This is a genomic window from Micromonospora sp. NPDC047730, from assembly GCF_043204765.1.
Classification (GTDB): domain Bacteria; phylum Actinomycetota; class Actinomycetes; order Mycobacteriales; family Micromonosporaceae; genus Micromonospora.
The window spans coordinates 53,718-75,539 of the sequence record NZ_JBIDCU010000017.1 but is presented as its reverse complement, the minus strand read 5'-3'; the positions used below and the strand labels follow the sequence as shown (position 1 = coordinate 75,539).

Below are 21,822 nucleotides of genomic sequence, written 5' to 3'. Positions count from 1 at the left end.
TAGAACTGTGACCGCGACCCCGCCCGGTGCCCTGCCGTTGCCCATTGTGCCCGGTCTGACTGATTTGAGGGTATTCGCCCGGGGAGGCTACGCGACCATCTACAAGGCGACCCAGATCTCGGTGGGGCGCGAGGTCGCGGTCAAGGTGGAGAATCGCACCCTGGACAGCGAACGGGACCAGGCCCGGTTCCTGCGCGAGGCGCGGGCCGCCGGGCGGATGTCGTCCCACCCGCACGTGGTGGACCTCTTCGACGTCGGGGTCACGGTCGACCAGCACCCCTACCTAATCATGGAGCTCTGCGACGGCTCGTACGCGGAGCGGATGCGGACGTCGCCGCTCGGGCCGGCCGAGGCCCGCGACCTCGGCGTCAAGATCGCCGACGCGGTCGCCCACTCGCACGCGGCCGGCGTGCTGCACCGCGACGTCAAGCCGGCGAACATCCTCTACTCGCACTTCAACTCGGCGGTGCTGGCCGACTTCGGGCTGGCCGTGGTGGCCGAGATGCGTGACGCCTCGGTCGCCCTGGAGGTGCTCACCCCGGCGTACGCGCCGCCGGAGATGTTCAACCACGCGCCGCCGTCTCCCGCCGTCGACGTCTACGCCCTCTGCGCGACCCTCTACGCGGTCATGCACGGGCGCCCACCGCGCTGGCAGTCCGAGCGCAATCCCAGCCTGGTGACGGTGCTGGAGATGTTCCACCAGCCGGTTCCCGGCCTGCCCGGCGTGCCGGACGAGCTGATCGACGTGCTCCGGGTCGGCATGTCCAACGACCCGGGGGAGCGCCCGTCGGCCGTCGAGCTGCGCGACCTGCTGGTCGGCCTGCCGCTCGACCCGGCCGGCCCGCCGGTCGGCGGCGCGCCGGCGCCGGGCTCCCCGGTCAGCGGCGGTCCCGCCGCCTCCGGCCCGTACACCGCCGGCCGCACGACCCGGCCCGCGCCCCGGCCGCCGGTGGAGGACATGCACCCGACGGTGCCCACCTCCGACCGGCGGCGTCGGCGGCGCTGGTTCCTCGGCGGCGCCGGGATGGTCGCGCTGGCCGCCTCGGCCAGCGCCGGCGCCTGGCTCGCCGGCCCGGCGGCCACCCCGGCCCCGTCCCCGACGGCTGACGTGGCCGCGACGAGCGGGGTGCTGCCCGCCTGCGCCGCGGCCACCGGGTTGCCCGACGGGGCGGGCTGCGCCGACGAGCTGGAGTGCTTCGGGCCGATGGAGGTGCGCGGCGCGCGGGCCAGGGCGGCCCGGGTGTCCTGCGACGGCGACCACACCTGGGAGAGCTACGCCGAGGGCAGGCTCCCCGACACCCTGGTCGGCGCGGACCACACCCGGGTCAGCGAGGCCCCGGCGGTGCGCCGGGTCTGCAACGAGACCACCTTCCGGCTCACCAGCGGGATGGGCCACGCCGACGGCTGGAACCTGGAGGTGCTGCCCCCGACGGTCGACGCCGACCGGACGTACCGCTGCCTGGCCGGGCGCGGGCTGGACGCGCTCGCGTCACCCACCCTCACCGGTCGCTGAGCCGCGCCCTCGGTGGCGCTCCCGCATCGCGCGGACCGCCTCCCGGCCGTCCAGCGTCTCCAGCGTGTCGGCGTCGATGCCGTACAGGCCGCCCGCCGGCTGCCCGGGGACGGTCGGCGTGACCGCCGGTCGCCGCCCGCCCTCCTGGCGGGCCGCCGCCACCGACACCGCCGCGATCATCACCATCAGGACGCAGAGCAGCGCCAGGGCCACTCCGAGGAGATCCTGACGACCACGCACGACCAGCGCCGCCAGCAGCGAGACCGCAGCCAGCGCCGCGACGACCGCCTTCGTCCGCGCGTCGGGTCTGGGAAACCTCACCCGTCCAGCATGTCCACCCGGGGGCCGCTGTCAACCGGAGACGCCACCGCCGGTGCGATGATCTCCGGTGCAGGTCGTTTCCCGGAGAGAGGAGCGCCGGTGTCCCGGTTCTGCCGAATCGTCGCCGCCGTGCTGGTGTCGGGCGCGCTGGCCGCCTGCGGGCCCGACCGTCCACCCGAGACGGTGACCGGGCCGACGCCGACCGCCGGGGGCACCACCACGCCCGAGGCGTCGTCCCCGGGCGGCGGTGGGTTCGCCAGCGTGGACCAGGCGGTGGCCCGCCACCTCTCGGCCGCCTCCGGGGCCCGCTACGTGGGGCAGTGCGCGCAGGCGAAACCCGACCCGGATGCGGTCTGTGCGATCAAGGTGGCCACTGTGGACGGTGGCGACGTCTACGGCGTGGGAGCCCCGTCCAGCGAGGTCGTCGGCTTCCTGCTGCTCCGTGAGGGGCCCGACGGCTGGCGGGTGGTGGACGACCACGTGCCGGGCGAGCCGGACGCGTCCACGCCCGCCTGGATGGCCGGCATCGACTAGCCGGACCTGCCGGGCGGCTGGGCCCGGTGCGGTCGGGCCCGCCGGTGCGGTCGAGCCCGCCGGTGCGGTTGGGCCCGGTCCGTGGGAGTTGTGGCCGTCCGCCGGGTCGGGCGAGAACAGCGTCGGTCGTCGGGAACTCGTTACACCGGTTCGACGGATTGTCGGATATGCGGCCCCTCTTCGGGCGGTATTCATCGCCCGCGATCCCTAGAGTGCGAAGGGTCGGGCCTCGCCCCGACCCGTCCTGTCGTCCACCGGAAGGGTCCACATGCCACGACGAACCCGGTCCCTCGCCGCCGCCGGTATCGCCGGCGTCATCCTCGCCGGATCGGCGGTCGCGCCCGCCGCCGCCGCACCGTCCCCGACCGGCTGGGGTCGCCCGGCCACCACCGACCGGACCAGCCCCGAGGAGGCACGCCGGGTCGACCGGGTGCCCACGCCCGACCTGGACTGGTACGCCTGCTACGACTACGCCGAGTGCGCCACCGTCCGGCTCCCGTTGGACTACGACAGGCCGAACGGCCCGACGACCGAGATCGCCGTGCTGCGGGTGAAGGCCCGCGACCAGCAGCGCAGGATCGGCAGCCTCTTCCTGAACCCGGGCGGGCCCGGCGGCTCCGGCACCGACGTCGCGCTCGCCGCGCCGTACTTCCTCGGTGACGAGGTGCTCGACCGGTTCGACATCGTCGGCGTGGATCCGCGCGGCGTCGGCGCGAGCGAGCAGGTCAGGTGCTTCCCGTCGGTCAAGGAGCAGACCCGGGCCTACGCCGGGCTCAACGTGGCGTTCCCGTTGACGCGGGCCGAGGAGAAGGCGTACGTCGCGTCGTCGAAGGCCGTCGGGAAGGGCTGCTCCAGCACGGGCCGGCCGCTCACCGGCGCGATGTCGACCGCCGAGGTCGCCCGGGACATGGACGTGCTGCGCCGCGCCGTCGGTGACCCGAAGCTGACCTACCTCGGCTTCAGCTACGGCAGCGCGCTCGGCCAGTACTACGCCAACATGTTCCCGGACCGGGTCCGTGCCCTGGCCATCGACGGGGTGCTCGACGCGGACGCCTGGGTCGGCCGGGGCAGGGCGCGCACGCTGTCGCAGGAGGACCGGCTGCGCAGCGCGCAGGGCGCGTACAAGGCGCTGCGGGAGATCCTCGTGCGCTGCGACAGGGCCGGCGCGGAGGTCTGCCCGCTGGCCCAGGGCGACCCCCTCGCGTCGTTCGAGCTGGTGGCGCAGCGGCTGCGGGCCAAGCCGCTGGTGATCGAGGATCCCGACCTGGGCCTCGTCCGCGTCAGCTACGCCGACTTCGTCTCCGCCACCCTGGGCGCGCTCTACAGCCCCGCCGGCTACGACCAGGTCGTCGGCCTCACCGCCGAGCTGCTGGTGCTCACCGACCCGGCGTCGGGCGCGACCGCCCGCCAGCAGGCGCGCGCCGACGTGGTCCGGCGCGCCGCCACGGCCCGCGAGCAGGCCCGCCGGTACGACTTCCCGTACGACAACGGGCTGGAGACGTTCCTCGGGGTGGACTGCACCGACGCCTACCACCCGGCGGACGCCGCCTCGTTCCCGGCGCTGGCGGCGAAGGCCGACAGGCGGGACCCGTACTTCGGGCGGCTGTGGACCTGGGGCAGCTCGCCCTGCGCCCGGCAGACGTGGACGGTGCGGGACGAGGACGCCTACCTGGGCCCGTTCAACCGGCGCACCGCCGCGCCGGTGCTGGTGGTCGGCAACTACTGGGATCCGTCGACCAACTACCGGGGCGCGGTCGGCGCGGCCAGGCTGTTGCCGAACAGCCGCCTGCTGAGCAGCGACAGCTGGGGGCACACCGCGTACGGGACCTCGGCCTGCGTGACCGGCGCGGTGGACGCCTACCTGGTCCGGGGCACGCTGCCGGCGAAGGGCACGGTCTGCACGGGCGACGTCCAGCCGTTCGCCGAGCCGCCCCAGAACCCGGGGGCGACGCGGCGGGCGGAGTCGTCGAAGAGTGCCCTCGCGGCCGCGGGCGTGCCGGGCCGGGGCGAGCCGAAGCGGCTCCCGCCGGTGGTCGCGCCGCTGCCGGCGGTCGGTTCGCTGACCATCCGCTGAGGACCCGGGGTACGGCGGGCGATCGGGCGCCCGCCGTACCCCGGCCCCACCGTCAGTACGACTTGTCCTGGCCGAGGACGTGCTGGGCGACGAAGTTGAGGATCATCTCCCGGCTGACCGGGGCGATTCGGCCGGCCCGCACCGCGCCGAGCAGCGTCGCCACCCCGTACTCGGTGGTCATGCCGGCCCCGCCGTGCACCTGGACGGCGGTGTCGACGGCCAGCGCCGCCGCCTCCCCGGCCGCGTACTTGGCCATGTTGCCGGCCACCCCGGCCTCCAGGTCCCGGCCGGCGTCGTAGAGGGTGGCCGCCTTGTAGATCATCAGCCGGGCCAGCTCGACCTGCACGGCCGCGTGCGCCAACGGGTGCGCGACGCCCTGGTGCGAGCCGATGCTCCGGCCGCCCCAGACCTTGCGGGCGGCGGTGTACTCCGAGGCCCGCTCGATGGCGTACCGGCCGGTGCCGGCGCCCATCGCGGCGACCGTGATCCGCTCCGGGTTGAGCCCGGCGAACAACGCCGGCAGGCCGGCGTCCAGGGACTCGCCGACCAGCGCGTCGGCGGGCACCCGCACGTCGTCGAGGTAGAGCAGGAACTGGTTCTCCGGGGACACGATCTCCATGTCCAGCTTGGACCGGGTCAGCCCCGGCGCGTCGGTGGGCACCATGAACAGCGCCGGTTTCAGTTTCTGCGGAGCCGCGTCCCCTGCGCCGGCTTGGCCGTCTTCGACAGCGACCCGCGCCACCACCAGCACGTACGACGCCTCGTCGACGCCGGAGACGTAGCACTTGCGGCCGGAGACCAACCAGTCGTCGCCGTCGCGGCGGGCCACCGTGCCCAGCCGGTGGAAGTTCGACCCGGCCTCCGGCTCGGTGATCGCGAAGACCACCTTCAGCGAGCCGTCGGCGAAGCCGGGCAGGTAGCGCCTGCGCTGCTCCTCGGTGCCGTGCCTGGCGATCACCGTGGCGGCGATGGCGGGGGAGACCACGAGCAGCAGCAGCGGGCAGCCGGCCGCCGCCAGCTCCTCGCAGACGATGGCCAGCTCGGTGATCCCGCCCCCGCCGCCGCCGTACCCGGTGGGCACGTTGACCCCCAGGTAGCCCAGCCGGCCGGCCTCGTCCCACAGCTCGGTGGTGTGCTGGCCGGCCTTGGCCCGGGTGACGAAGTAGTCGTGGCCGTACCGCCGGCCCAGCGCGCGGACCGCGTCGCGGAGCTGCTCCTGCTCGGGGGTGAGGTCGAAGTTCATCGCAGGGCCCTCCAGGATCACTCGGGGTCGACCACGGCCAGCACGGTGCCCGTGTCGACCTGCCCGCCGGCGGGCACCGGCAGCTCGGCGACCACACCGTCGGTCGGGGCGAGCACGGGATGTTCGAGCTTCATCGCCTCCAGAGTCAGCAGCAGGTCGCCGGCCGCCACCCGCTGGCCGACCTCGGCGTGCACCCGGGTCACCGCGCCGGGCAGCGGCGCGACCAGCGACCCGGCCGCCAGCTCCGTGGTGGGCTCCGGGAAGCGCGGCAGCTCGGCCAGGCCCGCCGCCCCGTCCGGGCCGTCCACGAAGACCGCCGACCCGGCCCGGCGTACGCGGTAGGCCCGCCGCACGCCGTCGGCGCCGAGCACCACCCGGTCGGGGGCGGCCTCGACCAGGCTCACCACCGGCGTCGGCCCGTCTGCCGGGGCCGACCCGTTCGACGCCGGCCCGCCTGACGGGGCCGCTCCGTCCGGGGTCGGCCCACCGGCGCGGGCGGTGGAGCCGGTGCCCGGCGACACCGACCACTCGGCGAGGCCGCCCGAGCGGTCCAGGCGGTAGCGGACCTCGATCTCGCCGTCGGGGCCGGTGAAGCGGGTGAACTGCGGGAACGCCGGCACGTTGCGCCAGCCCGAGGGGAGCCCGGCCAGCACCGGAGCCGAGGCGCAGCGGGCGGCGGCCGAGGCGAGGGCCGCCGCCAGCGCGACCAGGGGGAGCTGATCGGCGGGCAGCAGCGGGGCGAAGACCTCGGGGTGCCGGTCCAGGAAACCGGTGTCGACGTCGACGGCGGCGAACTCCCGGCTGCGCAGGACACGGACCAGCAGGTCCCGGTTGGTGACCACCCCGTGCAACTCGGCGCGGGCCAGCGCGCCGGCCAGCGCCCGGGCCGCCTCGGCGCGGGTGGGCGCCCAGGCGATCACCTTGGCGAGCATCGAGTCGTAGTGGACGCCCACCACGGAGCCGTCGACCACGCCCGAGTCCAGCCGCAGGCCCGGCCCGGCCAGCGGCCCGAACTCGGCCGCCACGCCGGGCAGGGCGAGCCGGTGCAGGGTGCCGGTCGCCGGCCGGTACCCCTGTGCGGGGTCCTCGGCGCAGAGGCGTACCTCGATCGCGTGGCCCTGTGCCGGCGGGGTCGCCGCCACCGGCAGCGGCTCGCCCTCGGCGACGAGCAGTTGCAGCCGGACCAGGTCCAGGCCGGTGGTCAGCTCGGTGACCGGGTGCTCGACCTGGAGGCGGGTGTTCATCTCCAGGAAGTAGATCTCCCCGTCGGGCGCGAGCAGGAACTCGACCGTGCCGGCGCCGACGTAGTCGACCGCCCGGCCGGCGGCCGTCGCCGCCTCGTGCAGCCGCTGCCGCACCTCGGCGGGAACGACTCCGGGGGCCTCCTCGACGATCTTCTGGTGGCGGCGTTGGATCGAGCAGTCCCGCACGCCGAGGGCGACCACCGTTCCGTGCGTGTCGCCGAAGATCTGCACCTCGACGTGCCGGCCCCGCTCGACGTACCGCTCGACGAAGACCGTGCCGTCGCCGAACGCCGCCGCCGCCTCGCGGCGCGCGGAGGCGACGGCCTCGGCCAGCGCGGCGGGGTCGCGGACGACGCGCATGCCGCGCCCGCCGCCGCCGGCCGACGCCTTGACCAGCACCGGGAAGTCCGCGATCTCGTCGGCGTCGGTCCAGGTCGGCAGCATCGGCACGCCCGCCTCGGCGAGCAGGGCCTTGGCCGCCACCTTGTCGCCCATGGCGGCGATTGCCTTGGCCGGCGGGCCGACCCAGGTCAGCCCCGCGTCGGTCACCGCCGTGGCGAACCCGGCACTCTCGGCGAGAAAGCCGTAGCCGGGGTGGACCGTGTCCGCACCGGCCTTCCGGGCCGCGTCGAGGATCAGGTCCGTCCGCAGGTACGTCTCGGCGGGCGTGTTCCCGGGCAGCCGGACGGCGTGGTCGGCCTCGGCGACGAACGGCGCGTCGGCGTCGGCGTCGGAGTGCACGGCCACCGTCCCGATGCCGAGCGCCCGGCAGGTGGCGAAGACCCGGCGGGCGATCTCGCCCCGGTTGGCCACGAGGAGTCGGGTGATCATGAGCGCGCTCCCTACATCCGGAAGACGCCGAAGCCGTCGGCGCCCCGCACCGGTGCGTTGTGGATCGCCGACAGGCAGAGCCCGAGGACGGTACGGGTGTCCCGGGGGTCGATAACCCCGTCGTCGTAGAGCCGGCCGGAGAGGAAGAGCGCGCCGGACTGGGACTCGATCTGCTGCTCGACCATCATCCGCATCGCGGCGTCGGACTCCTCGTCGTAGTCCCGGCCCCGGGCGGCGGCGGCCTGCCGGGCCACGATGGACAGCACGCCGGCGAGCTGCGCCGGCCCCATCACGGCCGACCTGGCGTTCGGCCAGGTGAACAGGAACCGTGGCTCGTACGCCCGGCCGCACATGCCGTAGTTGCCGGCGCCGTAGGAGGCGCCGAGGTTCACCGTCAGGTGCGGCACGGTCGAGTTCGACACCGCGTTGATCATGAGGGCGCCGTGCTTGATGATGCCGCGCTGCTCGTACTCGGTGCCCACCATGTAGCCGGTGGTGTTCTGGAGGAAGACCAGCGGGGTGTCGGCGGCGTTGGCGAGCTGGATGAACTGCGCCGCCTTCTGCGCCTCCTCGCTGAACAGCACGCCCCGCGCGTTGGCCAGCACCCCGACCGGCCACCCGTGCAGCTCGCCCCAGCCCGTGACCAGGGCGGTGCCGTAGTTGGGTTTGAACTCGTCGAAGGCGCTGTCGTCGAGCACCCGGGCCAGCACCTCGCGCGGGTCGAACGGCACCTTCAGGTCGGCGCTGGCGATGCCGAGCAGCTCCTCCGGGTCGTACCTCGGGGGCGGCGGGAACGGGTTTCGCGGCGGTGGCCCCTGCTTGCGCCAGTTGAGCCGGCGTACGCACTGCCGGGCCAGCCGGATGCCGTCCCGCTCGTCGGCGGCGAGGAAGTCGGCCAGGCCGGACGTGGTGGCGTGCATGGCCGCCCCGCCGAGGGACTCGTCGTCGGTGACCTCGCCGGTGGCCATCTTCACCAGCGGCGGCCCGGCCAGGTAGACCTGCGACCGGTCCCGGATCATGATCACGTGGTCGGACATCCCCGGCACGTACGCGCCCCCGGCGGTGGCGTTGCCGAAGACCACGCTGACCGTGGGGATCTTCGCCGCCGAGAGCCGGGTCAGGTCGCGGAACACCCGGCCGCCCGGGATGAAGATCTCCGCCTGGGTGGGCAGGTCGGCGCCGGCCGACTCGACCAGGTTCACCATCGGCAGCCGGTTGGCCAGGGCGATCTCGCCGGCCCGGCGGGTCTTCGCGAGGGACCACGGGTTCACCGCGCCGCCGCGTACCGTCGGGTCGTTCGCGACGACGAGGCACTCGACGCCCTCGACCACCCCGATGCCGGTCACCACGCTCGCCCCGACGGGGAAGTCGGTGCCGTACGCCGCCACCGGGGACAGCTCCAGGAACGGGCTGTCCCGGTCGAGCAGCAGCTCGATCCGTTCCCGGGGCAGCAGCTTGCCCCGCCGGTGGTGGCGGGTCACGTACTTCTCCCCGCCGCCGGCCCGGGCCTGGTCGAGGGCGGCCTCCAGCTCGGCGAGGCGCTCCAGCAGGGCCTCCCGGTTGGCCCGGTAGTCGCGTGAGGACGGGTCGACCGCGCTCCGCAGCGTCGTCACAGAGCCTCCCTCACAGGCCCATGCCCTTCGCGATGATCTCGTTCATGATCTCGGTGGTGCCGCCGCCGATGCCGAGGATCCGCGAGTCCCGGTAGTGCCGCTCCACCTCGGCGTCGCGCAGGTAGCCGTAGCCGCCGTGCAGTTGGAGCGCCTGGTCGACCACCTCGGCGCAGGCCGCCACGGCGATGTTCTTCGCCATCGCCACCTCGGTCACCACCGGCTCGCCGGCCGCCACCCGCGCCGCCACCTGGTGCACGTACGCCCGCGCCGCCTCGCTGCGGGTGTGCATCTCGGCCAGCCGGTGCCGGACGAGCTGCCGGCTCGCCAGGGGACGGCCGAACGTGGACCGGTCCCGGCACCAGCGGGCGGCCAGCTCGACGCAGCGCTGCGCGGTCGCGTACGCCTGGGTCGCCAGCGACAGCCGCTCGCTGGCGAAGTTCTGCATGATCGCCAGGAAGGCGGTGTCCTCGGGGCCGATCCGGTTGGCGACCGGCACCCGCACGTCCACGAAGGACAACTCGGCCGTGTCCGAGCAGTGCCAGCCCAGCTTCTCCAGCCGCCGGCCCACGGTGAAGCCCGGGGTGCCCTTCTCGATCACCAGCAGGCTGAGCGACCCGGATCCGGGGAAGTCGGTGCAGACGGCGGTGGTCACGAAGTCGGAGCGGACCCCGCTGGTGATGTAGGTCTTCGACCCGTTGACCACGTAGTGGTCGCCGTCCCGCCGTGCGCAGGTGCGGACGGCCGCCACGTCCGAGCCGCCGTCCGGCTCGGTGATCGCCAGCGCGCCGATCATCGTCCCGGCCAGCGTCGGCCGGACGTACCGGTCGATCAGCTCGCCGTCACCGGAGGCCACCATGTGCGGCAGCGCGATGCCGTGGGTGAACAGCGCGGCGATCAGCCCGGACGAGCCGCCGGAGCGGATCACCTCCTCGGTGACGATGATCGAGTCGAGCAGGTCGCCGCCGCTGCCGCCGACCGCCTCCGGGAAACCGACGCCGAGCAGGCCGATCTTCGCGGCCGTCTCGTGCAGCGAGCGGGGCACCTCGCCGGCCCGCTCCCAGTCGTCGAGGTGCGGCAGCACCTCCCGCGTGACGAAGGCCCTGGTCAGCTCCCGGAGCTGCCGCCGTTCCGGGGTGTCGACGATGGTCACGGCTCCTCCTGGGTGGTGGTCGTGCCGGCCGCCCCGGGCGCGAGGTCCGCCGGCAGGTCGACGACCCGGGAGCGGATCAGCTCGCCGAGCGCCTTGGCCTGCGGGTCGAACCGGGTGGAGGCGGTCACCCCCTGCCCGAGCAGCCCCCGGACGACGAAGTTGACCGCCCGCAGGTTCGGCAGCTCGTACCGCTCCACGGCCAGCGGGGCGGTCTCCGGCAGCAGCTCGCGCAGGCGGGCCTCGGTGAGCCAGCCGCGCAGCCACGACCACGTCGCGTCGGTGCGGGCCCAGACGCCGAGGTTGGCGTTGCCGCCCTTGTCGCCGGAGCGGGCCCCGACCAACTCGCCGAGCGGCGCGCGCCGGGCCGGTCGGTCGGCGGGCGCGACGGGCCGCCCCGGGCCGGCCCCGCGTCGGTCACCGGCCGCTGCCGGGTCGGCCGACAGGGGCGGGGGTGAGGTGCGGCTGGGTCGTTCCGGGTCGACGGCGGGCAGGCCGGCGTTCATGTGGTCGGCGACGGGCGCCGGCCCGTCGGGCGCGCCGACGGTGCGGGGCGGCGGCGGGACGGGCAGCCGCTCCCCGGAGGGCAGCACCGCGACGTGCGGCACCGCGTCCTGCGGCACGGTGTCGGCGGTGAACACCCCGTAGGGCGTCGCGTCGCCGGGCAGCGTCGTCAGCGTGCAGCCCGGGTAGGAGGCCAGGGCCAGTTCCACCGCGGCCGCCGAGAAGGCCCGCCCGGCCCGCGCCCTGTCGCCGTCCCGCAGGTGTACGTGCAGCAGCGCGCTGGCCGCCTCGGTGTCGGTGGCGTCGGGGTGGTCGGTGCGGGCCAGGGTGAACTGCAGCCCCTCCGTGCCGACCGCCTCCTCGATCTGGCCCCGGACCAGGGCCGCCTTGGCGGGGATGTCGAGCCCGCAGAGGACGAAGGTCATCGAGTTGCGGAAGCCGCCGAGGTTGTTGACGCCCACCTTCAGGGTGTCCGGCGGCGGGGCGCCCCGGACGCCGCTCACCCGCACCCGGTCCGGCCCGGCGGCGCTCAGCTCGACCGTGTCGAGCCGGGCCACGACGTCCGGCCCGAGGTAGGCCGGCCCGCCGACCTCGTACAGCAGTTGGGCGGTGACGGTCTCCACGGTGACGGCGCCGCCGGTGCCGGGGTGCTTGGTGATCACGCAGGAGCCGTCCGGGTGCAGCTCCGCGATCGGGAAGCCGGGGCGGTGCCCGCCGTCGGGCAGCTCGGTGAAGAAGCTGAAGTTCCCCCCGGTCACCTGCGCCCCGCACTCGACGAGGTGGCCGGCGACGGTCGCCCCGGCCAGCGCGTCCAGGTCGTCGCGCCCCCAGCCGAACCGGGCGATGGCCGGCCCGACCACCAGGGACGCGTCGGTGACCCGGCCCGTGACCACCACGTCGGCCCCGCCGTCCAGGCAGGTGGCGATGCCGTACGCCCCGAGGTAGGCGTTGGCCGTCAGCGCGTCCGGGCGCGGGAGGGCGTCGCCCTCGACGTGGCCGACGCGCACGGTCAGGCCGAGCCGGTCGGCGAGCGATCCGATCGCGGCGGCCAGGCCGGCCGGGTTCAGCCCGCCGGCGTTGGTGACGATCCGCACGCCCCGGTCCAGGGCGGTGCCGAGGCACCCCTCGAGTTGGCGGAGGAAGGTCTTCGCGTAGCCGAGGGACGGGTCGCGCAGCCGGTCGCGGCCGAGGATCAGCATGGTCAGTTCGGCCAGGTAGTCGCCGGTCAGCACGTCGAGTTCGCCGCCGTCGAGCATCTCCCGCCACGCGCTGAACCGGTCCCCGTAGAAGCCGGAGGCGTTGCCGACGCGTAGCACTCCGCTCATGCCGGCACCACCGCCGTGCCCGTGCCGGCCGCCGCGCCCGCGTCGGTGCCCGTCGCGCCGGCTCCCTCGGCCTGTGGCGGGCGGCCGGGGCCGGGCGGGCCGGCGAAGGCCTGCGCGACGTCCAGCCACTCGTCGGCGACCGGGCCGGTCGCCGCCAGGGCCAGGTCGGCGCGGTGCCGGCGCTGGGTGACCAGCAGGCAGAAGTCGAGCGCCGGGCCGGTTACCCGGTCGGCGGCCCCGGCCGGCCCGTACGTCCAGGTGCCGCCGTCGGGCGCGGTCAGCTCGATCCGCACCGGCGCTGCCGGCACCGGCCGGCCGTGGGCGGCGAAGCTGTGGCCGAGGGTGCGGAAGCCGAGGTGCGCGACGTGCCGCAGCCGGGCCGTGGCGGGGCGGACGACGCCGAGCGCGTCCGCCACGTCAGCACCGTGCGCCCACGTCTCCATGATCCGGGCGGTGGCCATCGAGGCGGGCGACATCCGGGTGCCGAACCAGGGCAGCCTCCCGCCCGCCGGCATCCCGGCCAGTGCGGCGGCGAGCGCGGCCCGGCCGGCACGCCAGCGGGGCAGCAGCTCGGTCGGCGGGGCGAGGAACTCCTCCGCGCCGGCATCGACGAGCCGCGCCGGGTCGGGAGCGGCGGCCACGGACGCGAAGAACACCTCGGGGTCGGTGGCGGCGAGCAGCGCCACCTGGTCGGTCCAGGCGAGGTGGGCGATCTGATGGCCGATGCTCCAGCCGGGTGCCGGGGTGGGCCGCGCCCAGTCGCCTGGTGACAGGCCGTCCACCAGGCCGTCCAGCTGCTCGGCCTCGTCGGCCAGCTCCGCGAGCAGGTCCTTCAGGTCGACCATGGTGCCTCCGGTGCGGGACGGGCCGGTCAGGGCGGCGGTCAGGGCGTGAGCAGGGCGGCGAGCTGGCGCTTCCAGGTGTGCAACAGGGCGGTGCGGCGGGACGAGTCGTCGCTGAGCAGGTTGGCCACGCCCAGCCCGCGGAGCAGGTCCAGGGTCGCCTGCACCGCCTCCCGTACGCCCGGGCGGCGCTCGTCCACGTCGAGCAGCGCGACGGTGAGTCGGTGCATCTCGCGGCCGACCCGGGCCTCCAGCGGCAGCAGGGCCTCGCGCAGCTCCCGGTCGGTGCGCGCGGCGACCCACAGTTCGAGGGCGGCGACGAAGAGCGGGCCGGTGAAGGCCGCCCCGAGCAGGTCGATCACCCGGTCGAGGCGCTGTGGGCCGGGCGGCAGCGCCTCGGCTTCGCTGCGTAGCTCCTCGGCCCGGCGTTCGGTGAGGTGCGCGACGGCGGCGGTGACCAGCGCGGCCTTGGTGGGGTAGTGGTGGAGCTGGGCGCCGCGCGAGACGCCGGCGCGGGCCGCCACGACGGTGGTGGTGGTGCCGGCCCAGCCGTGCTCAACCAGGCACTCGACGGTCGCCTCCAGCAGCCGGGCCTGGGTGGCGCGGCTGCGCTCCTGTTGAGGGACGCGGGTCGATGCGGCGGGCACGGGGACAGCGTGCCGCCACCGAAACAAACAGTCAAGACTGACTTTTTCTGTGCGGCTGGCGGCTGGCGGCCGGTGGCCGGTGGCTGGCGGCCGGTGGCGGGCCGGTACTCGCCGGCCCGCCGGCTGGGACCGCCGCCAGGGTCTGGCCTGTCCGGCAGCTCTCGGAGCCGGGCCGACCCTGACGAGGACCAGTCCTCCGGACGCTGTCGAGCTGCCCCCACGGATGGGGCACGGTTCGCTGCCGCTGCTGTCAGCCCGCCGGCCCGCTGCCGCTGCTGTCGGCCTGTTGGACCGCTGGCCGTAGGCCCGCTGCCCTGCTGCCCGCTGGCCCGCTGGCCCGCTGGCCCGCTGTGCCGTTGGTCGCATGGATGGGGCAACTCGACAGGGAGCGACGAGGAATCCCGCAGGTCTGCGCCCGAACGTCGCGGCGCCGGGTAACTGGTTCAAGGGCAACCTGGCCGACGGCGTGCCCCTGCCGGCCCGTCGGCCATGCGGCGGGTCGACGGGCCGGACTGCTCAGCGGCCGTCGCGGGGGGCGAACACCGCGAGCGCGTCGGCGTCGCTGTGTCGGGAGCGCAGGTACTCGTCCGCCCACTCGGCGGCGTCGGGGAAGCCCGACTCGGCGGCCACCCGGGCACAGGCGGCGTCCACGTCGAAACGGGTGCGGCGCAGGTGCACCCCGGGCCCGAGCAGTGCCCAGAAGGCGCCGGGGCCGCCGTAGGGCATCCCGATGCTGCCCGGGTTGACGATCAGCCGCCGGTCGGCCAGCCGGGTGAACGGCATGTGGGTGTGTCCGCAGACCACCGTCCCCACCTCGGTCGGCACCCCGGCGAGCACCTCCGCCCAGCGCTCCATCCGGGAGTCGACGAGCACGACCTCCTCGTCGTCGCGGGGCGTGGCGTGGCAGAAGAGCACCGGACCCAGGCCGGCGACCTCCAGGGTCACCGTCAGCGGCAACGCCGCCAGCCGGGCGAGGTGGTCGGCGCGGAGCTGCTCGGCGGCCCAGTTCGAGACGTCGATCGGCGACTTGCGGCCCGCGCGCGCCTCGACCAGCTCGCGGTCGGCGTTGCCGCGCACCCAGCAGACCCGGTCGCCGAGGCCGGCGAGCAGGTCGAGCACCTCGACCGGCTGTGGTCCGGCGGCGATGTCGCCGGTGAGCACGATCAGGTCGGCGGCGGCGACGTCCGGCTCGGCCAGCACGGCCTCCAGCGCGGGCAGCACCCCGTGGATGTCGGAGAGGACGGCGACGCGGTCCAGCATCGCTCCACCATGCCCACCGACCCGGCCGGAGTCCAGCGATTCTGCCCGCGGCAGACCGGCAGACCGGCAGACCGGCAGTCGGGGGCTCCGGTGGCCGCGGACCCCCGAACGCGAACCGGCCCGGCCGCGGGCCGGACCGGTGGTGCCGAGACGGCCGGGGTGGACCCCGGCCGCGGCGGCGTCAGACGCGGGCGCGGCGGGCCAGGCGCTCCGGGTCGAGGATGATGATGCTCTTGCCGTCCAGGCGCAGCCACCCGCGCGAGGCGAAGTCGGCCAGCGCCTTGTTGACGGTCTCCCGGGAGGCGCCGACGAGCTGGGCGATCTCCTCCTGGGTGAGGTCGTGGGTCACCCGGAGCACGCCGCCGTCGCGGGTGCCGAAGCGGCCGGCCATCTGGAGCAGGTTCTTGGCGACGCGACCGGGCACGTCGGTGAAGATCAGGTCGGCCAGCGAGTCGTTCGTCCGCCGCAGCCGGCGGGCGAGCACGCGGAGCAGCTGCTCGGCGATCTCCGGCCGGTTGTTCAGCCACGGGCGCAGGGCCTGCTTGCGCAGCCGCACCAACCGGGTGTCGGTGACCGCGGTGGCCGTCGCCGTACGCGGGCCGGGGTCGAAGAGCGACAGCTCGCCCACCATGTCCGACGGGCCCATCACGGCGATCAGGTTCTGCCGGCCGTCGGCCGCCCGGCGACCCACCTTGATCTTGCCGGACAGCAGGATGTAGAGACTGTCGCCGGGCTCGCCCTCGTTGAAGACGATCTCGCCCTTGCGGACCTCGAGCGTCTCCATCTCCTTGGCGAGCGCCTCGGCAGCCTCCGGGTCGACGCCCTGGAAGATCCCGCTGCGGGCCAGTACCTCGTCCATCGCGCACCTCCACCTGCGCGTGCCGTCCGTCGGCCGGGTCCGCCGTCCGCTGATCCCTCGCGCGTGGCCAGTCTAGGCGCACGTGAGCTGGAATCAGAGGTGCACCCCTGGAATCTTGATCGTTGGGCGTAACCCGCCCGACGTGATCAAGCAGTAAGATCGCGCGCCGTCCGGGCGCCGGCGGGCCGGCGGGTGCCGGGTCGTAGGGTCACCGCGTGCTGAGCGAACCCGTGCTGACCGCCCGTCGGGAGGACGGTCGGGACGTCCCGCTGCTGGTCTGGCGCGCCGACCGCCCGCTGCGCGCGGTGAGTTCCGCGCCGCTGGGCGGCGGGATCGGCGTCCGGCGCTGGGTCGTCAACGCGACCGTACCCATGTCGTACGACCGGGACGACCCGGCCGACCACCTGGCCGGACTGGCCGGCGGGCTCGACCTCGACGGACCCGGGGTGGGCCTGCTGACCGGGGTGGACGTCGCCGAGGTGGTCGCCCGGACGGACACCGGGGTGCGGGTCTGGGCCACCGTCGGCCTGGGCACCCCGGTCTGGGCGGCCGAGCCCGCCCCGGCGGCGCCCGGCCAGCGGGTCGGCACGGTCAACATCGTGGTGTACGTCCCGGCCCGGCTCGGCGACGCCGCCCTGGTCAACGCGGTGGCGACCGCCACCGAGGCGAAGGCGCAGGCGATCGCGGAACTGGGCGTGCCCGGCACCGGCACCCCCACCGACGCCGTCACCGTGCTCTGCCCGCTCGACGGCCCGGAGTCGGCGTACGGCGGACCGCGCTCCACCTGGGGTGCCCCGCTGGCCCGGGCCGTGCACGCCGCCGTGACGGCCGGCGGGGCGGGCACCGTGGTCCCGTGGTCCGATCGGCCGACTGGCTGAACATCCGTCCGATCGGGTCTCGTCCCGGCGTTGCATACCCGATAGGGTCGCGCTCGATGTACTCTGCCGCCTCCCCTCCGCCCCGCCGGGTCGCGCCCGCCCTGGGCGCGCTGCTCACCGTCCTGCTCGCCGCCGGCTGCGGCCAGCCCGGGTCCGGGGGCGACCCCGTCTGGCAGCCCGGCCGGGGTGCCGGCGGCACCGGCGCCCCGGTCCGCTCCAGCCAGCCCGCACAGCCCGCAGAGCAGGCGATCTCGCTCTCCGCGACCGGCGACATCATCATGGGCAACGCGCCGAACCGGCTGCCCGCCAACGGTGGCAAGGGCTTCTTCGACTCCGTCGAGAAGGCGCTCGCCGCCGACCTGGTGATGGGCAACCTGGAGGAGCCGCTCACCGTCGACACCGGCACCGGCAAGTGCGGCCCGAACTCGACCCGCTGCTTCCAGTTCCGCGCCCCGCCGGACTACGCGGCGCACCTGCGCGACGCCGGCTTCGACCTGCTCAACCAGGCCAACAACCACGGCTACGACTTCGGCCCGAAGGGCTACGAGAACACCCAGAAGGCGCTGGAGAAGCACGACCTCGCGCACACCGGGGCGCCCGACCAGATCACCGTGGTCGACGTCAAGGGGGTCAAGGTCGCGGTCGCCGGCTTCTCGTCGTACGTCTGGTCCAACAGCCTCGTCGACATCGCCGAGGCGAAGCGGGTGATCGCCAAGGCGGCCGGTCAGGCCGACGTGGTCGTGGTGCAGGTGCACATGGGCGGCGAGGGGGCCGACAAGACCCGGGTGCGGCCGGGCACCGAGATGTTCCTCGGCGAGAACCGGGGCGACCCCGTCAAGTTCTCCAAGGCGATGATCGACGCCGGGGCGGACCTGATCGTCGGGCACGGCCCGCACGTGCTGCGCGGCATGGAGTTCTACAAGGGCCGGCTGATCGCGTACAGCCTGGGCAACTTCGCCGGCGGGGGCAACTCGCTGAGCAACGCCGGCCGGCTCGGCTGGGGCGGGGTGCTCAAGGTGTCGCTGAAGCCGGACGGCAGCTGGGCCGGGGGGTCGTTCGTCTCGACGTACATGAACTCCGCCGGCAAGCCGACGATGGACGGCGACGACCGCGGCCTGGGCCTCGTGAAGCAGCTCACCCGCAGCGACTTCCCGGAGACCGGCGCCCGGTTCGACGACTCCGGGGCGATCAGCCCGCCGCAGGGCGGCTGACCGGGGCGGGGCGGCGCGTGGCCCCGGCGTCCGGTCACACCGGCGACGTAGGCTGGCCGGCGTGACCACCAGCTCCTCCGGCTCCACCGAGACCGACCTCGGGCGTACGCGCCGCGCCCGGCGGATCGGCCGGGCGCTGACCGAGACCCACCCCGACGCGCACTGTGAACTCGACCACTCCAGCCCCCTGGAGTTGGCCGTCGCGACGATCCTCTCCGCGCAGTGCACGGACAAGAAGGTCAACGAGGTCACCCCGAAGCTCTTCGCCCGTTACCCGACCGCCGCCGACTACGCCGGGGCGGACCGGACGGAGATGGAGGAGCTGATCCGGCCCACCGGCTTCTACCGCAACAAGACGGACTCCCTGATCAAGCTCGGTCAGGCCCTCGTCGAGCGGTACGACGGCCGGGTCCCCGGCAAGCTCGTCGACCTGGTGACGCTGCCCGGCATCGGCCGCAAGACCGCCAACGTCATCCTCGGCAACGCCTTCGGTGTGCCCGGGATCACCGTCGACACCCACTTCGGGCGGCTGGTGCAGCGCTGGCGGCTGACCGCCGAGACCGACCCGGTGAAGATCGAGCACGCGATCGGGGCGCTCTTCCCCCGGCGGGACTGGACGATGCTGTCGCACCGGGTGATCTTCCACGGCCGGCGGGTCTGCCACGCCCGCAAGCCGGCCTGCGGCGCGTGCACGCTGGCGAAGCTCTGCCCGTCGTACGGCACCGGGCCGACCGAGCCGGCGGCGGCCGCGCGGCTGCTCAAGGGCCCCCGCGCCCGGGACCTGGCGGTGGCCGCCGGGGTCGACCCGGAGCTGGTGCCCGTCCAGGCCGTCGTGGCGGAGGCACCGTGAGTGCGAGGAGTGAGCCGGTGTTGCGAGCCCCGCAGTCGCGAACCACGGTGAACCGATGAGCGCGAGGAGTGAGCCGGTGTTGCGAGCCCCGCAGTCGCGAACCAGGGTGAACCGATGAACCGCCGACTCGCCGCCCTGCTCGTACCCGTGCTGCTGGCCGTGGGCGGGTGCACCGCCGGCAACGGCACCGAGGAGGAGAGCGGCCCGACCGGCCGGCAGGAGGCCGCCGCGAACCGGCCGTCGCCGTTCCAGGACTGCTCGGCGCTCGGCAGCCCGCCCGCGTCCGGCGCCCCGGCGTCGGCGTCGGGGGGCGCGGGGCAGGCACTGCCCGACCTGACCCTGGACTGCTTCACCGGCGGCGCGCCGGTCGCCCTCCGGGAGCTGCGCGGCCCGGCCGTGGTCAACGTCTGGGCCTCCTGGTGCCCGCCCTGCCGCGACGAGCTGCCCGCCTTCCAGCGGCTCAGCGACCGGGCTGCCGGCCAGCTCCGGGTGATCGGGGTGAACAGCGGGGACAGCCGCGAGGGCGCCCAGGCCATCGGCGAGGACTTCGGGGTCCGTTTCCCGGTGCTGGTCGACCGGGGCGAGCGGCTGAAGCAGGAGCTGCGGCGCAAGGCCATCCCCCTGACCGTCTTCGTCGACGGGCAGGGCAACGTCCGGCACGTCGACTCCTCCGGCACGCTCGACGACGCCCGCCTGGCGGAACTGGTCCGGCAGCACCTCGGCCTGGCGGTGCCGGCGTGAGCCGCCGGTGGGCAGGTGCGGGCGTGCGTCGCCGGTGGGCACGGTGGGGCGCGGAGGTGTCGGCGTGAGCCGACAGCCGCCGGGCTGGCTCGACCCGCTGCTCGCCCGGCTGGGCAGCGCGCGCAGCGAGGACTTCACCAGGCTGGCCACCCCGGAGACCGGCGGGCGGGAGAGCGCCGTGCTGGTGCTGCTCGGCGAGGAGCCCGGCGCCGGCCCGGACGTGCTGATCCTCCAGCGGGCGGCCACCCTGCGCAACCACGCCGGCCAGCCGGCCTTCCCCGGCGGCGCGGCCGACCCGGAGGACGCGGACGCCCCGGCGACCGCGCTGCGCGAGGCCAACGAGGAGGTCGGCCTCGACCCGGCCAGCGTCACCGTCCTGGCCGAGCTGCCGAAGCTCTGGATCCCGGTCAGCGACTTCGTGGTCACCCCCGTGCTCGCCTGGTGGCACGCCCCGCACCCGGTGCACCCCCGGGAGCCGGCCGAGGTGGCGCACGTGGCCCGGCTGCCGGTCAGCGAGCTGGTCGACCCGGAGAACCGGATGCGCGTACGCCACCCGAGCGGCTGGATCGGCCCGGCGTTCTCGGCGCGCGGGATGCTCGTTTGGGGCTTCACCGCCGGGGTCCTGGCCGCCCTGCTGGAGATGGGTGGCTGGGCCCGCCCGTGGCCGCGCGACCGGGTCGTCGACCTGCCGCCGACCGGGGCCACCCCGGCGCCCTCGGCCGGCACGGACGCGGTGGACGAGACTCCGGTGCGCTGAACGGACGGTCACCTTCCGCACGCGATGGTCATTCCGCGGGCCGGGTGCCCGTACGCTTGACGCGTGTCCGCCGTGGATCTCGTACTGCTGCTGCTCATGCTCGTGTTCGCGATCAGCGGATACCGCCAGGGCTTCGTCATCGGGGTGCTGTCGTTCAGCGGCTTCTTCCTGGGCGCGCTGGTGGGTCTCCAGGTCGGGCCGCTGCTGGCGCAGCAGTTCGTCGACAGCGGCACCCGCGTGCTGATCTCCCTGGTGGCGGTCTTCGGGCTGGCGGTGGTCGGCCAGGCGCTCGCCGGCTGGGTCGGTTCGCACCTGCGCAAGGTGATCACCAGCGACGTGGGCAGGCGGGCCGACGACATCGGCGGGGCGTTCGTCTCGCTCTTCGCGGTGCTGCTGGTCGCCTGGCTCGTCGCGGTGCCGCTGGGCTCGTCGTCGCTGCCCTGGCTGGCCTCCTCGGTTCGCAACAGCGCGCTGCTCACCGTGGTGGACCGGGTCCTGCCGGACCAGGCGCAGCAGCTCTCCACGGCGCTGCGGGACACCGTCGACACGAACGGCTTCCCCGACGTCTTCGGCGACCTGGCGCCCACCCGCGCCCGGCAGGTGTCCCCGCCCGACCCGGCGCTCGCCGGCTCGCAGGTGGTGGTCAACAGCCAGCGGTCGGTCGTCAAGGTGCTCGGCTCCGCCCCGAGCTGCTCGCGCCGCATCGAGGGCTCCGGCTTCGTCTACGCGGACGACCGGGTCATGACCAACGCGCACGTTGTCGCCGGCACCCGCTCCACGGTCGTCGAGCTGAACGGCGACCGGTACGACAGCAAGGTGGTCGTCTACGACCCCGACCGGGACCTGGCCGTGCTGCACGTGCCCGGGCTGCCCGGCCCCTCGATGCGCTTCGCCGCCGGCAACGCGGGTAGCGGCGCGGACGCCATCGTGCTGGGCTTCCCGCTCGACGGGCCGTACAACGCCCAGTCGGCGCGGGTCCGGGACGTCGACCGGATCACCGGGCCGGACATCTACTCCGCCGGCAACGTGACCCGGGAGATCTACACGATCCGGGCGCTCGTGCAGAGCGGCAACTCCGGCGGCCCGCTGGTCTCGTCGAACGGCCTGGTCCTCGGGGTGATCTTCGCGGCGGCGGCCGACGACCCGAACACCGGGTTCGCGGTGACCGCGGCCGAGGCCCGCCCGGTCGCCCTGGCCGGTGCCGAGCGCACCCGCGCCGTCGGCACCGGCGAGTGCACCTGACCGCTGCCCGCCGGGTCGCGGGGGCGACGGGAAGCAGTTGCGTAATCTCCCGGTCGGCGTCGGCGCGGAGGCCCGTCAGCGCGGTGCCACACCGCCCACACCGCCCACCGGCCCGGGTTCCGACGGCGGTTTCGGGCGCCCGGCGCGCGCCGGCCCATGTCCGGACGGCCGTTCCCGGCGGTCGGC

19 protein-coding genes are annotated in these 21,822 nt (G+C 75.0%); 9 read left to right on the top strand and 10 right to left on the bottom strand.

Features of this window, described 5'->3' with window-relative positions; translation table 11 throughout:
• Window positions 1-7: 7 nt before the first annotated feature.
• On the top strand, window positions 8-1,513 hold the full coding sequence (locus tag ACGF5G_RS28845) for a protein kinase (protein WP_393268433.1): 1,506 nt from the start codon (window positions 8-10) through the stop codon (window positions 1,511-1,513).
• Here the strand turns inward: ACGF5G_RS28845 and ACGF5G_RS28840 are convergent.
• On the bottom strand, window positions 1,490-1,834 hold the full coding sequence (locus tag ACGF5G_RS28840) for a hypothetical protein (RefSeq protein WP_393268431.1): 345 nt from the start codon (window positions 1,832-1,834) through the stop codon (window positions 1,490-1,492). The two genes, ACGF5G_RS28845 and ACGF5G_RS28840, sit on opposite strands and share 24 nt — an antisense overlap.
• Before the next feature lie 99 nt (window positions 1,835-1,933).
• Between ACGF5G_RS28840 and ACGF5G_RS28835 the strand changes: the two genes are divergently transcribed.
• Together ACGF5G_RS28835 and ACGF5G_RS28830 are read left to right on the top strand one after the other, a co-directional pair.
• On the top strand, window positions 1,934-2,368 hold the full coding sequence (locus tag ACGF5G_RS28835) for a hypothetical protein (RefSeq protein ID WP_393268430.1): 435 nt from the start codon (window positions 1,934-1,936) through the stop codon (window positions 2,366-2,368).
• Between the two features lie 268 nt (window positions 2,369-2,636).
• The gene (locus ACGF5G_RS28830; RefSeq protein WP_393268428.1) at window positions 2,637-4,442 is read left to right on the top strand and encodes an alpha/beta hydrolase; all 1,806 of its coding nucleotides are present in this window, start codon (window positions 2,637-2,639) and stop codon (window positions 4,440-4,442) included.
• 52 nt (window positions 4,443-4,494) lie between these two features.
• On the opposite strand, the gene ACGF5G_RS28825 is transcribed toward ACGF5G_RS28830, so the two are convergent.
• From ACGF5G_RS28825 to ACGF5G_RS28785, 9 genes are all read right to left on the bottom strand, one after another.
• Window positions 4,495-5,685: an acyl-CoA dehydrogenase family protein gene (locus ACGF5G_RS28825; RefSeq protein WP_393268427.1), complete on the bottom strand. Its 1,191-nt coding sequence runs from the start codon at window positions 5,683-5,685 to the stop codon at window positions 4,495-4,497.
• Window positions 5,686-5,702: 17 nt separating this feature from the next.
• Entirely contained in the window at window positions 5,703-7,760 is a 2,058-nt protein-coding gene (locus ACGF5G_RS28820; RefSeq protein ID WP_393268425.1) for an acetyl/propionyl/methylcrotonyl-CoA carboxylase subunit alpha, read from the bottom strand.
• An 11-nt stretch (window positions 7,761-7,771) separates the two neighbouring features.
• Window positions 7,772-9,373, bottom strand: coding sequence for an acyl-CoA carboxylase subunit beta (locus tag ACGF5G_RS28815; RefSeq protein ID WP_393268423.1), 1,602 nt, complete (start codon window positions 9,371-9,373; stop codon window positions 7,772-7,774).
• 10 nt (window positions 9,374-9,383) lie between these two features.
• Entirely contained in the window at window positions 9,384-10,523 is a 1,140-nt protein-coding gene (locus ACGF5G_RS28810) for an acyl-CoA dehydrogenase family protein (protein ID WP_393268421.1), read from the bottom strand.
• Entirely contained in the window at window positions 10,520-12,349 is a 1,830-nt protein-coding gene (locus ACGF5G_RS28805) for an acyclic terpene utilization AtuA family protein (RefSeq protein WP_393268419.1), read from the bottom strand. The genes ACGF5G_RS28810 and ACGF5G_RS28805 overlap by 4 nt, the downstream gene beginning before the upstream one ends.
• Window positions 12,346-13,194, bottom strand: a complete 849-nt coding sequence (locus tag ACGF5G_RS28800; protein ID WP_393268418.1) for a TIGR03084 family metal-binding protein — start codon at window positions 13,192-13,194, stop codon at window positions 12,346-12,348. The genes ACGF5G_RS28805 and ACGF5G_RS28800 overlap by 4 nt, the downstream gene beginning before the upstream one ends.
• 38 nt (window positions 13,195-13,232) lie before the next feature.
• Window positions 13,233-13,838 (bottom strand): TetR/AcrR family transcriptional regulator, encoded by a 606-nt coding sequence (locus ACGF5G_RS28795; RefSeq protein WP_393268417.1) that lies wholly within the window; start codon window positions 13,836-13,838, stop codon window positions 13,233-13,235.
• Window positions 13,839-14,354: 516 nt separating this feature from the next.
• Complete coding sequence (locus tag ACGF5G_RS28790; protein ID WP_393268416.1) at window positions 14,355-15,098, bottom strand: metallophosphoesterase family protein; 744 nt, start codon at window positions 15,096-15,098, stop codon at window positions 14,355-14,357.
• A 181-nt stretch (window positions 15,099-15,279) separates the two neighbouring features.
• Window positions 15,280-15,957 (bottom strand): Crp/Fnr family transcriptional regulator, encoded by a 678-nt coding sequence (locus ACGF5G_RS28785; protein ID WP_089003062.1) that lies wholly within the window; start codon window positions 15,955-15,957, stop codon window positions 15,280-15,282.
• 215 nt (window positions 15,958-16,172) lie between these two features.
• Between ACGF5G_RS28785 and ACGF5G_RS28780 the strand changes: the two genes are divergently transcribed.
• From ACGF5G_RS28780 to ACGF5G_RS28755, 6 genes are all read left to right on the top strand, one after another.
• Window positions 16,173-16,835: an adenosylcobinamide amidohydrolase gene (locus ACGF5G_RS28780; protein ID WP_393268415.1), complete on the top strand. Its 663-nt coding sequence runs from the start codon at window positions 16,173-16,175 to the stop codon at window positions 16,833-16,835.
• A gap of 56 nt (window positions 16,836-16,891) precedes the next feature.
• Window positions 16,892-18,046, top strand: a complete 1,155-nt coding sequence (locus tag ACGF5G_RS28775) for a CapA family protein (protein ID WP_393268412.1) — start codon at window positions 16,892-16,894, stop codon at window positions 18,044-18,046.
• A gap of 61 nt (window positions 18,047-18,107) precedes the next feature.
• Entirely contained in the window at window positions 18,108-18,896 is a 789-nt protein-coding gene (gene nth / locus ACGF5G_RS28770) for an endonuclease III (RefSeq protein WP_393268410.1), read from the top strand.
• 114 nt (window positions 18,897-19,010) lie between these two features.
• Window positions 19,011-19,637 carry a TlpA family protein disulfide reductase gene (locus ACGF5G_RS28765; RefSeq protein ID WP_393268407.1) on the top strand — a complete coding sequence of 209 codons (627 nt, stop codon included), beginning with the start codon at window positions 19,011-19,013 and terminating at the stop codon, window positions 19,635-19,637.
• Window positions 19,638-19,701: 64 nt separating this feature from the next.
• Window positions 19,702-20,394 (top strand): CoA pyrophosphatase, encoded by a 693-nt coding sequence (locus ACGF5G_RS28760; protein ID WP_357696116.1) that lies wholly within the window; start codon window positions 19,702-19,704, stop codon window positions 20,392-20,394.
• Between the two features lie 63 nt (window positions 20,395-20,457).
• On the top strand, window positions 20,458-21,636 hold the full coding sequence (locus tag ACGF5G_RS28755) for a MarP family serine protease (protein WP_357696118.1): 1,179 nt from the start codon (window positions 20,458-20,460) through the stop codon (window positions 21,634-21,636).
• Window positions 21,637-21,822 lie beyond the last annotated feature (186 nt).

Excerpts from the sequence above, each read along its gene's own strand:
- ACGF5G_RS28830 (WP_393268428.1), top strand. The coding sequence starts at position 2,637 with ATGCCACGACGAACCCGGTCCCTCGCCGCCGCCGGTATCGCCGGCGTC.
- ACGF5G_RS28825 (WP_393268427.1), bottom strand. The coding sequence starts at position 5,685 with ATGAACTTCGACCTCACCCCCGAGCAGGAGCAGCTCCGCGACGCGGTC.
- ACGF5G_RS28820 (WP_393268425.1), bottom strand. The coding sequence starts at position 7,760 with ATGATCACCCGACTCCTCGTGGCCAACCGGGGCGAGATCGCCCGCCGG.
- ACGF5G_RS28805 (WP_393268419.1), bottom strand. The coding sequence starts at position 12,349 with ATGAGCGGAGTGCTACGCGTCGGCAACGCCTCCGGCTTCTACGGGGAC.
- ACGF5G_RS28800 (WP_393268418.1), bottom strand. The coding sequence starts at position 13,194 with ATGGTCGACCTGAAGGACCTGCTCGCGGAGCTGGCCGACGAGGCCGAG.
- ACGF5G_RS28790 (WP_393268416.1), bottom strand. The coding sequence starts at position 15,098 with ATGCTGGACCGCGTCGCCGTCCTCTCCGACATCCACGGGGTGCTGCCC.
- ACGF5G_RS28785 (WP_089003062.1), bottom strand. The coding sequence starts at position 15,957 with ATGGACGAGGTACTGGCCCGCAGCGGGATCTTCCAGGGCGTCGACCCG.
- ACGF5G_RS28775 (WP_393268412.1), top strand. The coding sequence starts at position 16,892 with ATGTACTCTGCCGCCTCCCCTCCGCCCCGCCGGGTCGCGCCCGCCCTG.
- ACGF5G_RS28765 (WP_393268407.1), top strand. The coding sequence starts at position 19,011 with ATGAACCGCCGACTCGCCGCCCTGCTCGTACCCGTGCTGCTGGCCGTG.